This window comes from Pseudarthrobacter oxydans (assembly GCF_034258515.1).
Classification (GTDB): Bacteria; Actinomycetota; Actinomycetes; order Actinomycetales; family Micrococcaceae; genus Arthrobacter.
The window spans coordinates 295,658-308,790 of sequence record NZ_CP139438.1; the positions used below are offsets into that span (position 1 = coordinate 295,658).

General features: G+C 67.7%; 14 protein-coding genes. 8 read left to right on the forward strand and 6 right to left on the reverse strand.

The genetic code is table 11. The features are described from left to right. Together SMD14_RS01280 and SMD14_RS01285 are read left to right on the forward strand one after the other, a co-directional pair. Positions 1 to 1,002, forward strand: a complete 1,002-nt coding sequence (locus SMD14_RS01280; protein WP_321215037.1) for an NERD domain-containing protein — start codon at positions 1 to 3, stop codon at positions 1,000 to 1,002. Positions 1,003 to 1,053: 51 nt separating this feature from the next. Then, positions 1,054 to 1,602 carry a DUF4190 domain-containing protein gene (locus SMD14_RS01285; RefSeq protein ID WP_321215038.1) on the forward strand — a complete coding sequence of 183 codons (549 nt, stop codon included), beginning with the start codon at positions 1,054 to 1,056 and terminating at the stop codon, positions 1,600 to 1,602. A gap of 125 nt (positions 1,603 to 1,727) precedes the next feature. Here SMD14_RS01285 and SMD14_RS01290 read toward each other — a convergent pair whose 3' ends face one another. Beyond that, the gene (locus SMD14_RS01290) at positions 1,728 to 3,158 is read right to left on the reverse strand and encodes an FAD-binding oxidoreductase (protein ID WP_321215039.1); all 1,431 of its coding nucleotides are present in this window, start codon (positions 3,156 to 3,158) and stop codon (positions 1,728 to 1,730) included. 172 nt (positions 3,159 to 3,330) lie between these two features. Continuing rightward, positions 3,331 to 4,029, reverse strand: coding sequence for a FadR/GntR family transcriptional regulator (locus SMD14_RS01295; RefSeq protein WP_321215040.1), 699 nt, complete (start codon positions 4,027 to 4,029; stop codon positions 3,331 to 3,333). A 131-nt stretch (positions 4,030 to 4,160) separates the two neighbouring features. Between SMD14_RS01295 and SMD14_RS01300 the strand changes: the two genes are divergently transcribed. From SMD14_RS01300 to SMD14_RS01310, 3 genes are read left to right on the forward strand one after another with little or no spacing between them, the layout of a single operon-like run. Next, positions 4,161 to 5,525, forward strand: coding sequence for an SLC13 family permease (locus SMD14_RS01300; RefSeq protein WP_157239794.1), 1,365 nt, complete (start codon positions 4,161 to 4,163; stop codon positions 5,523 to 5,525). 53 nt (positions 5,526 to 5,578) lie between these two features. After that, positions 5,579 to 6,790, forward strand: coding sequence for a CoA transferase (locus SMD14_RS01305; RefSeq protein WP_321215041.1), 1,212 nt, complete (start codon positions 5,579 to 5,581; stop codon positions 6,788 to 6,790). A 1-nt stretch (position 6,791) separates the two neighbouring features. Next, the gene (locus tag SMD14_RS01310; protein ID WP_321215042.1) at positions 6,792 to 8,300 is read left to right on the forward strand and encodes a carboxyl transferase domain-containing protein; all 1,509 of its coding nucleotides are present in this window, start codon (positions 6,792 to 6,794) and stop codon (positions 8,298 to 8,300) included. Between the two features lie 17 nt (positions 8,301 to 8,317). Here SMD14_RS01310 and SMD14_RS01315 read toward each other — a convergent pair whose 3' ends face one another. From SMD14_RS01315 to SMD14_RS01330, 4 genes are all read right to left on the reverse strand, one after another. Next, positions 8,318 to 8,572, reverse strand: a complete 255-nt coding sequence (locus tag SMD14_RS01315) for a lipopolysaccharide assembly protein LapA domain-containing protein (RefSeq protein WP_321215043.1) — start codon at positions 8,570 to 8,572, stop codon at positions 8,318 to 8,320. A 537-nt stretch (positions 8,573 to 9,109) separates the two neighbouring features. Continuing rightward, complete coding sequence (locus SMD14_RS01320; protein ID WP_321215044.1) at positions 9,110 to 9,322, reverse strand: hypothetical protein; 213 nt, start codon at positions 9,320 to 9,322, stop codon at positions 9,110 to 9,112. An 86-nt stretch (positions 9,323 to 9,408) separates the two neighbouring features. Then, on the reverse strand, positions 9,409 to 9,663 hold the full coding sequence (locus SMD14_RS01325) for a hypothetical protein (protein ID WP_321215045.1): 255 nt from the start codon (positions 9,661 to 9,663) through the stop codon (positions 9,409 to 9,411). 177 nt (positions 9,664 to 9,840) lie between these two features. Beyond that, on the reverse strand, positions 9,841 to 11,316 hold the full coding sequence (locus SMD14_RS01330; protein ID WP_321215046.1) for an amidase: 1,476 nt from the start codon (positions 11,314 to 11,316) through the stop codon (positions 9,841 to 9,843). A 195-nt stretch (positions 11,317 to 11,511) separates the two neighbouring features. Between SMD14_RS01330 and SMD14_RS01335 the strand changes: the two genes are divergently transcribed. From SMD14_RS01335 to SMD14_RS01345, 3 genes are all read left to right on the forward strand, one after another. Next, entirely contained in the window at positions 11,512 to 11,838 is a 327-nt protein-coding gene (locus SMD14_RS01335; RefSeq protein ID WP_157239784.1) for a rhodanese-like domain-containing protein, read from the forward strand. Between the two features lie 13 nt (positions 11,839 to 11,851). After that, positions 11,852 to 12,790: a prephenate dehydratase gene (gene pheA / locus SMD14_RS01340; RefSeq protein WP_157239782.1), complete on the forward strand. Its 939-nt coding sequence runs from the start codon at positions 11,852 to 11,854 to the stop codon at positions 12,788 to 12,790. Positions 12,791 to 12,927: 137 nt separating this feature from the next. After that, the gene (locus tag SMD14_RS01345) at positions 12,928 to 13,131 is read left to right on the forward strand and encodes a hypothetical protein (RefSeq protein WP_157239781.1); all 204 of its coding nucleotides are present in this window, start codon (positions 12,928 to 12,930) and stop codon (positions 13,129 to 13,131) included. The last annotated feature ends 2 nt before the right edge of the window (positions 13,132 to 13,133 follow it).

Below are 13,133 nucleotides of genomic sequence, written 5' to 3' on the forward strand. Positions count from 1 at the left end.
ATGGAAGCAAGGCACGACGGCGGGCGGCCGCCGTCGTCCTTCCGGCAGGGAAGCAGGGACGCCATGGGGGCAGGAGACGGGGCAGCCGAGCAGTCCAGGCTGGCCGCGGAGAGGGTGGCCAGGCTCAAGCGCCGGCTCGACGAAGCGGAGCGTTCCACGAAGCCGTGGGACGCAGGCGCCGAGGACGCAGGCGCCGAGGGCGCGACGGCGCTGGCCGAGAAGCTGGGCGAGCTGGTTCCGTTGGGCTGGCACGTGCTGCATGATGTCCACTGGCCGGGCCGGCCCAAGGCAAGCCTGGACCACGTCCTGGTGGGGCCGGGCGGCGTGGTTGTGGTGGATTGCAAGGACTGGACCGGGGAGGTCCGTGTTGCCTCCGGCGTGCTGTGGCAGGGGCGATACGCCCGGACCCAGGCTGTGGAGGGGGCCCTGGCCCAGTGCGCCGCCGTGACGTCCGTGGTTCCCCCGACGCACCGGAGGCTGGTGCGTCCGTTGATCTGCATGGCTGCCCAGCCGGACCTCTTCGGCGTGACGAACTCGGATGTTGCAGTGGCCGGAACCGGCCGCGTCGTGGGGGCAATAGAAGCCCTGCCTCCGGTCCTGGACCAGCAGGCCGTGGAGGGTCTGTACAAACACCTCGGCCAGGAGCTGACCCACGAACAGGAAGCCGGCATCACGGCGCTGCGGAGCGTACGGCCCGGAACCGCAGTTCCGCCCGCCGGAACGGCAGCAACTGATGAAGCAGGGCCAGCAGGTGTTGCCCCGAGGGCGGGCTCGCCGTCCCGTCCGGTGGTCCGGGGGAACCCCTCCGGGACCACGCCGGCCGGACTTGGCCCGGTCCGGCGGCACAATTCGGCTCGGCACAATTCGGTTCGGCACAATTCGGTTCGGCACGGTGCCGGCTCGGCGGCGCGCCAGCACGGAGCCGCCGGCGCAGGAAGGCTTGCCCTCCTTGCCGCTTTTGTGATCTTTGCGGTGTACGTCCTGCCCTACTGGGGACAATAGATCCCCCAACCGGCCGGGAGTAGGCTGGAACAAAATCCAAGGGGGAAAACCATGTCCGACCAGCCCAGCCAGCGTCCCGAATCCGGGCAGCCCGAGTCCGCGGCGCCGTCGGGCTTTGAGCCGCCCCGTTTCGCCGCGCCCTCCGCCGGCGGGACACCACCGCAGCCGCAGTACGGGCAGGGCGGTTACGGGCAGGGCGCTTCCGGTCAGAACGCCTACGGCGAACCGGGGCGGTACCCGACGCCGTACGGCCAGCAGCCGAGCCCCTATGCCCAGCAGCCGGGCCCGTACGGCCAGCCTGCCAGCCCCTATGGCCAGCCGGCGTACTACGGCATGCAGGCGGAGCCGAAAACGCTGAGCATTGCCAGCATGGTGTGCGGCATCGCCTCCGTCATCATGGGCTGGATCCTGTTGCCGCAGGTCGCCGCGATCATCACCGGACACATGGCGCTGAAGCGGGAACCGGCGGGCAGGGGCATGTCCATCGCCGGCCTGGTCCTGGGCTACCTGTGCTTGCTGGGCTACGGCGCGCTCTGGCTGCTCGCCATCATCGGGCTCACCATAGCCGGCACCACCAGCGGTTCGGGCTACATGTACTGAACCCCAGTCATGGGCCAGGCCAACCGCCTGAACCAGCCGCTGGGGCGGTCCGGCGCTCCCGCGCCCGGGCCGCCGTCGTGCGTTTAAACCGTGCCTTTACGCCGTGCGTTCACGCCGCCGTGCGTTCAGCCTCGCGGAGCCTGCGTCGGCGGGATGTTGTGGTTAAGGCGGAAGATGTTGTGGGGGTCGTACCGGTCCTTCAGGGCTGACAGCCGCTGAAACTTCTCCGGTCCGTACGCCGCGCGGGCGGAATCCGGCCCCTTTAGCCCGACTTCCGCACCCAGGAAATTGACGTACTCCCCGTGCTCTGCGAAGGGCTGCATGAGCCCGTGTGCTCTGCGGGCGAACGCGGTCAGCCGCTCGTCCTCGGAGGGATCGCGCCAGAACCCGTAGACATTCAGCCAATACCGGGCAGACCGGTTCGGGAACGCCGTGGCATCGTCAGGTACCCGTCCGAACGCCCCTTCCATATGGTGGATATCGATGCCGGTGCCTTCCCACGCAAGCTCGGAGGCGAAACCCAGCAGGACATCCACCGACTCCTCATCGAGGCGGGAAAAGGAGACGTTCTTCCAGTAACCGCGCGAGCCTTTGGGAAAGACGCTGTCCATGGCGCTCTGCCAGTCCAGCCAGGAGGTGGGGCCAACTTCCTCTTCGTCGGGCGGAGCGCCGGCCCGGAGCCGGTCGACAAGGGCGAGCCCGGCCTCGTGGTCCTCCGCGACCCACGCAAACCCGATGATCATCCACGGGTCGCTGCCCATTCCGAATTCCGCAGGGAAGACCAGGAACGAGACGATCGGGTTCATTTCATCGGGCAGGTTCCGGGTCCAGTCGGCAAAGGCAAGGAGGGCGTTCCGCCAGTGTTCCCGCCGGTAGAACAGGTTCCCGCCCAGCGGGGCCGGCGGCAGCGCGCGGGCATGGAAGGTAAAGGACGTCACCACGCCGAAGTTTCCGCCGCCGCCGCGCAGGCCCCAGAACAGCTCCGGGTTCTCGTGGGCGGCGGCGTGCAGGTGTTCTCCGGTGGCGGTGACGATGTCCACGCATTCCAGGTTGTCCAGGCTCAGGCCGCTTGACCGCGTCAGCCAGCCCACGCCCCCGCCGAGCGTCAGTCCTGCCACGCCTGTTCCGCTGATCACTCCCAGGGGGACGGCAAGGTTGTGGGCGGCAGTTTCGCGGTCGACGTCGGCAAGGGTGGCTCCGGGTTCAACGGTCACCAGTTTGCTGCCGGCGTAGACCTGGACGCGCTTGAGCTGGCCCAGATCCAGGACCAGCCCGCCGTCAACAGTGCCGTGTCCTGCAACATTGTGGCCGCCGCCGCGGACGGCCAACGCCAACCCCGTGCGCCGCACTGCGTCCAGAACGGCGTCAATATCCGGCATGGCCCCGGCCCGGACGACGGCTCGCGGCCGGAGATCGACCATGCCGTTCCACACCCGCCGGGCTTCTTCGTACAGGGGGTCATGGGGCTCGATCAGGGATCCGGACAGCTTCCCGCGCAGCTCGTGCAGTGCCTGCTGTACCGCCAGTTCCCTGGTGTTCTCATGGACTGTGGACATCGTCGGTGCTCTTCCGCTTAAGGGGCTAAGCCCCCGGGGATAAGGAAGATATGGAAGGCGTCAGGCGCCTGTGATGAGGAACTGCCGGCGATTTTGAGCCGGAAGCAGGATGCGATGTCCAGAGTGTAAAACCGCCGCCCGGCGGGGTCAATAAGCGCGCGCTACCCGCGCGTCAGCGGAGCAGCTCCACGTCCGAGACCAGCTCGATGTGGGCAAGCATGGCTTCGGCGGCGCCTTCGGCATCCTGCCCCCTGACGGCATCGGCGATCTTGCGGTGGGAGGCGAGGGACTGCTCGGGCCGGCCCGGCTGGCCGAGGGATTCCATCCTGGTCTCCAAAATCATTTCTGCGATGAAGGCCATGAGCTGCGCCAGCACCGAGGAGTGCGCTGCCGCCGTAATCGCCTGGTGGAAGAGCTCGTCGCCGCGGGCTCCGCGGTCGCCGTCGCTGATCTCCTTCGCCATGACCTCAAGCGCCTCGTCGATGGCAGCCAGGTCTTCATCGGTACGCCGGACAGCGGCGAGGGCGGCAAGCTTCACTTCAAGGGTGCTGCGCGCCTCCACGATTTCCGGCAGCCGGCTCTGGTGCTCCCGCAGGCCCTTGATGACCGAGGCCACGCTGGGCCGCCGGGCCAGGACGGCGCCGGTACCGTGCTGCACGTCGATAACCCCGAGCACTTCAAGGGCAACGAGGGCCTGCGCGAGCGTGGCGCGCGAAACCCCCAGGCGTTCGGCAAGGTCGCGCTCGGCCGGCAGCAGGTCGCCGGGCCGCAGCTGGGCAGACTCGATGTAGGACAGGATCTGCTCCACGAGCTGTTCGTACAGCCGGGGCCGCGTGATTCGTTCCAGTCCCAGCCGTGATGCCTTCTCCACAAAGCCCTCGCTACGTCGTCGGTCCCTCCACAATACAGCCTTCTCCTATTGACAGATAGACTCGGTCTCTAGGAGGCTAGTCCAGTGAGCCAGTAACTCACGTCACACTTTCGTCCAACGGAGGACCAACGATGTCCGCTCCTGTTTTGTCCATCATCATCCTCGCGGCGATGTTCCTGCTCGCCACCGTCCTGCCCCTGAACATGGGCGCCCTTGCATTCGTGGGCGCCTTCCTGCTGGGTACCGTTGTGCTGGGAATGTCCACCAGCGACATCCTGGCCAACTTCCCCGGCGGCCTGTTCCTGACCATCGTCGGCGTCACGTACCTCTTCGCCATCGCCCAGAACAACGGCACCATCGACCTCCTGGTGAGGGGCGCCGTGCGCCTGGTGGGCAACCGCGTAGCACTGATTCCCTGGGTCATGTTCGCCATCACCGCCGTCATCACGGCCGTCGGCGCCCTGTCTCCGGCCGCCGTCGCCATCATTGCCCCGATCGCCCTCAGCTTCGCCGGGAAGTACAGGATCAAGCCCCTGCTCATGGGCATGATGGTGATCCACGGAGCGCAGGCAGGCGGGTTCTCGCCGATCGCCGTATACGGCGTCACGGTGAACGGCATCCTCGCCAAAACCGACCTGGACTTCAGCCCCACCGCCTTGTTCCTGTCCAGCCTCGTCTTCAACCTCGTGATCGCCCTGGTGCTCTTTGTGGTCCTGGGCGGCCGTGCACTGCTGTCCTCCAAGGTGAGCCACTTCGTGGAGCAGGCAGCCGAAGCGCGGATGGCGGTCAGCGTCGGGGCCAAGTCCGGCGACGTCCCCTTCAAGGGCTTCGGCTCCGGCATGTACGGACCCCGGGATCCGGCAGGCGACGGCGTGGCAGCCACCAAGGAGCGCTCCGAGCGCGTCCCGCAGCTGGTGACCATCGCCGGGCTCATCGCCCTGGCCGTCATCGCCCTCGGCTTCAAGGTGGACGTCGGATTTGTCTCCATCACCATTGCCATCGTGGTGGCACTCGTCTCGCCCGCTGCCCAGAAGGGCGCCATCAACAAGATCAGCTGGTCCACCGTGCTGCTGATCTGCGGCATGCTGACGTTCGTCGGAGTGCTGGAGGAAGCCGGAACCATCGAGTTCGTCTCCAACGGCGTGGCCGGCCTGGGCATGCCGCTGCTGGCGGCCCTGCTCATTTGCTTCATCGGTGCCGTGGTCTCCGCCTTCGCATCGTCCACTGCCATCCTCGCCGCACTCATCCCGCTTGCGGTGCCGTTCCTGTCCACCGGCGAAATCGGAGCGGTCGGCGTGATCTGCGCCCTGGCAGTTGCCTCCACCATCGTGGACGTTTCGCCCTTCTCCACCAACGGTGCGCTGGTCCTGGCCAACGCGCCCGAGGGCGTGGACAAGGACCGGTTCTACAAGCAGATCCTGGGCTACAGCGGCATCGTCATCGTCGCAGGGCCCGTCCTTGCCTGGCTCGCCCTGGTGGTCCCCGGATGGCTCTAGCCACGTAACCTCCGCACCCGCCTTTCCCGTTCCACCAGAAAAGGAACCAGCGCATGAGCAGAACCGACAGTACGCAAGGACCCTTGTCCGGCCACCTCGTGGTGGACCTGAGCCGGGCCCTGGCCGGACCGCATGCCGGCATGATGATGGCGGACCTGGGCGCCCGCGTCATCAAAGTGGAGAACCCCGGCACCGGGGACGACACCCGCGGCTGGGGCCCGCCCTTCGTGGGCCCCCCTGAGGACCCCCAGTCCACCTACTTCATGTCCTGCAACCGCAACAAGGAATCCATCAGCCTGGACCTGAAGAGCGGAGATGGCCAGGCGGTGCTGCGGGGGCTGCTGGAGCGCGCCGACGTGGTGATCGAGAACTTCCGTCCCGGGGTGATGGACAGGCTGGGCTTCTCCACGGCCGCCATGCACGAAATCAACCCGCGCCTGGTAATCCTCTCCATCACCGGGTTTGGCCACGACGGGCCGGAATCCCGGCGCAGCGGCTACGACCAGATCCTGCAGGGCGAGGCCGGGCTCATGTCCCTCACGGGGTCAGGGCCGGACGACCCCCAGCGCGTCGGGGTTCCCATTGCCGACCTGCTTTCCGGCATGAACGGGGCCTTCGGAGTGGTGGCGGCGCTGGTTGAACGGGACAGGACCGGCCGCGGGCAGGTAGTGCGGACTTCACTGCTGGCATCACTGATCGGGGTGCACGCGTTCCAGGGCACCCGCACCACGGTGGCAGGGGAAGTTCCGCAGGCGCAGGGCAACCACCATCCGTCCATTGCTCCCTATGGCCTTTTTGCCTGCCGGGACGGGAGCGTGCAGATCAGCGTCGGCAGCGAAAAACTGTGGGCCTCGTTCGCCGCGGCCTTCGGCCTGGACGCGGCGGCGCCCGGCTTTGCCAGCAACGCCGAAAGGGTGGGGAACCGCTCCGGCGTGATTGCCGCCGTCGAACGCGTCTTTGCCGGCTACGGGGCAGCAGAGCTGCTGCAGAAGCTGAACGACGCCGGGATCCCCGCAGGGAAGGTGCGCTCGCTTGACGAGGTGTATGCGTGGGAACAGGTTGCGTCCCAGGGCCTGGTAGTTGACGTCGACCACCCGCTGCTCGGCAAGGTCAGCCTGCCCGGGCCGCCGCTGAGGTTCTTTGCCGCCGGTGACGCTGCGGAAACCACCGTCACCCAACACGACGCGCCGCCCTTGCTGGACGAGGACGGGCAGGCCATCCGCGAGTGGCTAGGCCTCGGTGCCGTAGCCGCGGGGGCGAAATAGCATGGCGACGACGGAAAAAGTGCGGCACCTGGGCGCCGCCGAACTGTTGGACAACGTGGTGGACCAGGGTTCCTTCGTCTCCTGGGACACGCCGGTGCAGGAGCCGCCGCTGTCCGGGGAGTACTTCCGCGACCTCGCCAAGGCAAGGGACCGGAGCGGTACGGACGAGTCCGTGATCACGGGCGCCGGGCTCATCCGGGGGCGCCGGGTGGCGGTGATCGTCAGTGAGTTTTCCTTCCTGGCGGGATCGATCGGCCACGCGGCGGCCCAGCGGATCGTGGCCGCCGTCGAGCGGGCCACGGCTGAGGGGCTGCCGCTGCTGGCCGGCCCTGCGTCCGGGGGCACCCGGATGCAGGAAGGGACACTGGCCTTCCTGTCCATGGTGAAAATTACCGGGGCCGTGCGGGCGCACCGCCAGGCCGGCCTTCCCTACCTGGTCTACCTGCGGCACCCCACCACCGGCGGCGTCATGGCCTCGTGGGGATCCCTCGGCCACATCAACGTGGCAGAGCCCGGAGCCCTCCTGGGATTCCTCGGCCCCCGGGTCTACGAGGCCCTGCACGGCGAAGCCTTCCCGGAGAACGTACAGACAGCGGAGAACCTGTTCAACAAGGGACTGATCGACGGCGTGGTGGAGCCTGCCGACCTCGCCGACCTGGTGGCCAGGGCCCTGGACATCCTGTGCGCGAAGCGGGCCGGCGTTCCGGCGAAGCCCGCGACGCTTGGCGTCCGGCCTGCTCCCGTGGATGCGTGGACATCGATCGGCATCTCCCGGCGTCCCCGGCGTCCTGACCTTCGGCAGCTCCTGAAATACGGCGCAGTGGATGCCCTGCCCCTCAACGGAACGGGCCAGGGGGAGAAGGACCCGGGGCTGCTGCTGGCCCTGGCCCGCTTCGGCGGCCAGTCCTGCATCGTCCTGGGCCACGCCCGGCCGCTCCGCAGGGACGCTGCCGGCATGGGGCCCGGATCCCTGCGGGAAGCGCGCCGCGGCATGAAGCTGGCCGAGGAGCTGCGGCTGCCGCTGCTCACAGTCATCGATACGGCGGGTGCGGCGCTCTCGCAGGATGCGGAGGAAGGCGGGCTGGCAGGGGAGATCGCGCGCTCGCTCCACGAACTCATTGGCCTGGCCGCCCCGTCGGTCTCCGTGCTGCTCGGCCAGGGCGCCGGGGGAGGGGCGCTGGCGCTGCTGCCGGCGGACCGGACCATTGCGGCGCAGCACAGTTGGCTCTCACCGCTGCCTCCCGAGGGTGCCAGCGCCATCGTGCACCGCACAACGGCACATGCCCCCGCGATGGCCCAGGCGCAGGGCGTGAACGTCGCATCGCTGTACGCCAACGGCCTCGTGGACCACATCGTGGATGAGCGGGACGACGCCTCCCTGGAGCCGCGCGAATTCTGCCAGCGCATGGCAAAGGCCATCGAGTATGAGCTGGGCTCGCTCGCCGGCCTTCCCGTTCCAGGCCTCGTTGCCGCGCGGTCCGCGAAGTATCGGAGCCTGGGCGCGGGGTGACCTGGCCCCTCCGCGCGCTACCTCCGCTGCTGGACCCTCGCGCGGTGGGCGTTCCTGCGCAGCTGGAGGATGCGGGCGCCGCCCGCCATCGCAACGAGGACGCCGCCGGTCACGCTGGCGATGAACAGGGCCATGCCCAGCGGGACCATTCCTTCCAGCCCGAAGTAGCGGACCACCACCTGGTCCTGGTTCTGCAGGATGAAGATGATCAGCAGGATCAGGATCACCAGGGCCGCCACCACGGCAGCCCACACCACCCCTGCGCGCGTCACCCGGGGCTGCTCCGCAGCCGCCGGGGTACGTGTTGTAGGACTGGGGGTAACGGGCGAGCCGCTGGCCGGCCGCGCATTCGGCGCAGCCGCAGTGCCGGTTCGGTCCGCCGGCGGCATTCCTTCACCACTCGGCTCCGGCTGCCCCTCAGGCCCCGGCGTGTACTGTCCAGCACTCATTCGTGTCCCCTTCCAAAATGCTAAGCATGCTTACAATGCCACCTTAGCGGGCGGGGTTCGGCAGGCACAACGCCAGTCCCGCTGAGCCCCGGCGCTCCATTTTCGCTCTTCGACGGCCGTCAGCTCACCCGCTTCGGCCGCCACAAGAGTCCACCGGGTAACAGTGCCGTCCGGGGCGGGCTGCGATCCGCGGGGCCAGTGCGTTGTCAATACGGCGGCGGACCCCACTTTCCCGCCGCGGTTCGGCGGCAAAGGTCGTCCGCAATGTCAGGGGTTTCGCCGGGACCGCGTCCGGAAGACAGCGGAAGGGCCCTCAGCGAAGACCCCTCCGTTGACTTTTCCACGGACTTTGCGCCAGCGTCATACCCTCTCCCTGCGCCGTTCAGCAGAGGTGGTGCCGGGCTTCGGTGTCTTCCACCAGGCCGGGAAAGCCCAGAACGTGAAGTCCTGCGCCTTGACTGTCTTCTCCGGCGTCTCTATCGGGGTTTCCGGGGTGTCCTGCTTGGCTTCAGGCCGGCGGCGGGTTTCCTTCCTATCGCCCCACCCGAAGTCCTTGCTGGATGAATAGCACATCACAGACCTCCTTACAGTGACTGCCCTTTAATCGTCCTCCCGTTTCCGTGGGGAGTCGACACCTTTTGCGCAAAGCCTCTGCAGCGTCACTGTTCAGTCATGCCCGAAGGGTGGTTGTCCGCCGTGATCACGTCCTCGGCCTCCTGCGGGCGGTGGAACTCGCACGGGCCATGATGCCGGAGGGGCAGGAGGCAGGTCCGTCCAGTGGGCAGGTGGACCATGCCGCAGCGGCCCCTCTCGGCCAGGTCCTCCCGGATGGTGGCGTTGTTCAGGTCCGGCCTGGCCGGGTTCGCTCCGTGGGGTGTTTCGCTGGCAGCGGCGCGGGAGTGTTCAGCATTCATGGTCGGCAACTCCTCGTTGAGTGATAGCCGGATAAGGGAAGCGAAAGCCGGGCGGACTCTGCCAGTCTGGTCCCGCACGGTTACGGGAGCATTAAGCGGGTGTTAGATCCAGCTCAACAAGCCCTCCACGCGGCTTTTAGTACCCCAACTGATTGGCCACCTGGATCCACGCGGCTTTTAGTACCCCAACTGATTGGCCACCTGGAGCAGGAGGGCCTCGGAACCGGCCGGCCCCACCAGTTGGATGCCCATCGGCAACCCCTGGCCGGGTGCTCCTCCGGTCCAGTGGACAGGAAGGGTGACGGCCGGCAGGCCACAGACATTGACCACGGAGGACCATGGCGCGTACTCGCACTGCTTGCGGTAGTCCCCGTCGGCGTCCCCCGGCCACTGGGCCGCGGGCCACCGGTCGCCGCCGTGCATGCCGGTGAACCAGCCCACCGGACGCGGCGTCTGCGCGAGCGCCGGCATCAGCATCAGGTCCCACCGGGCGTACTGCGCCACAGTATCGTGCTGGAACTGCCGCAGGAAGGCCAGGGATTCAGCGAGTTTCGCCGGGCTGCGCTGCTGTGCCCGACGCCGGAAGGTGCGGGTCAGGGGAGCCAGCAGCGCCTCACGGTGCGGGCTGATCCTGGCCGTCCCCACTGCCGCAGTCCAGGCCGTCGTGAAGGCGTCCGGGTAGCGGTTGTCATAGCGGATGGAAGCCTCGCCGAGGGAATGCCCGGCATGTTCAAGCAGGCGGATGCCCGCATTGAGGGCATCCAGCGCTTCCTGCTCGGGGCTGAAAGGAAACGTCCCGGACCACGGGCTGTCCAGCGTAATCCCGATTCGGAGCTTCGCTGGTTCCTGCTTCAACGCCGCGAGGTAGCCGCCGTCCTTTTCGGGAACATCCCCGGGCATGCCGCGCGTGCGTGCAGCGGGCGTGGACATTGCGGAGGAGGGCCCGGCGGGCACCAGGGCGTCCATCATAAGTGCGGCATCGGCGGAGGTCCTTGCGATGGGGCCGGCCACCACCAGCCGGGCGGGATCCCCGAGGCTTTCCCCGGCCGGGACCAGGCCCCGGCCGGGCTTGAGCCCCACCAGTCCGCAGGCTGCAGCGGGAATCCGGACAGATCCACCGCCGTCGGTCCCCGGCGCGAAAGGAATCAGCCCGGCGGCCACAGCAGCCGCGCTGCCGCCGGAGGATCCCCCCGAGCTCCTGCTCAGGGCATGGGGATTGCGCGACGGCGGCGCGATCCGGTTTTCGCTGTAGGCGGTCAACCCGAACTCGGGCACTTGGGTCTTGCCCAGCGAAATAGCCCCCGCTTTACGGAGCAGGGCCACCAGTGGTGCGTCGCTGAGGGCCGGCTTGTGGTCCACCGCGGCGCTGCCGTGCGTGGTTGGCACGCCTTCCACGTCGGTCAGGTCCTTGTAAGCCAAGGGCATGCCGTGCAGGAGGGGCAACTCCCCGGCCGGAATCCGGGACCGCAGTGAGTCGGCGGAGCGGGCCTGCTCCATCGCCTGGTCCGCCGTCACGGTGACAAAGGCGCCCAGGGGGACGTTCTGCCGGTCTATCCGCTGCAGGAAATGGGCTGCCGCCTCCGCTGCTGAGACCTTCCCCTGCCGCAGCTGGTCCCGGAGGGCCACTGCGGGCAGTTCGTGGAGTTCAGCCACGGGAGCCCGCGGCCAGGGCAGGATGGCCGCGGCCCGTTCGGCCTCGGCCTCCGGCTGCGGCCAGGACGCGGTGTTCAGGAAGCAACTTTCCTCCTTGGGTTCACACAGAAGCTTAACTTGGCTGCGCGCAAGCCCCTCCGGGAGGTAAAGCACTAGGCTTAAAGCGACCCCCGATCCGCGAAGGCAGGAATCACCATGAGCGATTTCGACAACGTTCCCGTCAACGACATCCCCGATGATGCGGTCATCCTGGACGTCCGTGAGGATTACGAATGGGTGGCAGGGCATGCAGAGGGCGCCCTCCACATTCCCATGGACCAGCTTCCGGGCCGTCTGGAGGAACTCGACCCTGACGAGGACGTCTACGTCATTTGCCGCACCGGCGGCAGGTCCTTCCGCGTGGCGCAATGGCTCACGGGCCAGGGCTACACCGCCATTAACGTTTCCGGCGGCATGGACATGTGGCTGGAAGCCGGCAAGCCCCTCGTCTCGGACAACGGGCTGAAACCGATGGTGCTGTAGGCGAGGAATATTCATGTCCGAGTCCTCCGTGACCTATGCCTTCCTCGGGCCCGCGGGTACCTTCACCGAGGCTGCCCTCATGCAGGTGCCGGATGCCGCGCAGGCTACCCGCGTGCCGTCGTCGAACGTCAATGCTGCCCTGGATAAAGTGCGTGACGGTTCGGCGTTTGCTGCCATGGTCCCAATAGAGAACTCGGTGGAGGGCGGCGTTACCGCTACCTTGGACGCAATCGCCGGCGGCAAGGAACTGCGGATAATCCGCGAGGTCCTGGTGCCCATCAGCTTCGTGCTTGTGGCCAGGCCGGGGGTCGGGCTGGCGGACGTGCGCCGGGTGTCAACCCACGGCCATGCCTGGGCGCAGTGCCGGCTGTGGATGGACAGGAATATCCCATCAGCGGAATATGTACCCGGTTCATCCACTGCCGCTTCGGCAATGGGGCTCCTGGACGAGGCCTGCCATTATGACGCGGCCATCTGCGCTCCCCTGGTAGCCCGGGAACAGCCCGGGCTGACCGTTCTGGCGGAGGACATCGGTGACAACCCGGAGGCCGTGACGCGCTTCATCCTGGTCAGCCGCCCGGGCGCGCTGCCCTCGCGCACCGGAGCGGACAAAACCACCGTTGTGGTGCCGCTTCCGGAGGACCGTCCGGGAGCCCTGATGGAGATCTTGGACCAGTTTGCCAGCCGCGGCGTAAACCTCAGCCGTATTGAGTCCCGGCCCACCGGACAGTTCCTGGGGGACTACTTCTTCAGCATCGACGCCGACGGGCACGTGGGCGACGAGCGGATGGCCGATGCCTTGGCCGGGCTCCACCGCCTCAGCCCGGCCACGCGCTTCCTCGGGTCATATCCCCGCGCGGACATGCAACGCGCAGTGGTGGAACCGCACACAGCTGACCAGGCGTTTCGCGCAGCGCGGGAGTGGGTGGAGGGCATTCTCCGGCCTGCATGACAGGGCGCCGAAAACGGTCCTGCCCGCTTCGCCCAAAGCGTACGCAAATGCCCCCTGAAGTACTTTCGCGGGCTGTTGACAATGCGTATGCTTGCCTGATCCACATGGGGGATGGCCCCTAGCGAAGGGAGCGCGTCATGACCACCAGCGGCACCGAAAACGACGGCCAGGGGATGATCGTCAACCCCCGGCCCACTGCCGACAACCAGGACTGGGACGGCGACGACGCCGACCGTGCCGATCGCTTGCGCTTTGAAGAAGAACAAGCCATGATCCGCGAGCAGTCCGAGGCCCATGCCGCCGCCAAAGCTGCCGAGGAGCACAAACGCAGCCGCAACTGACC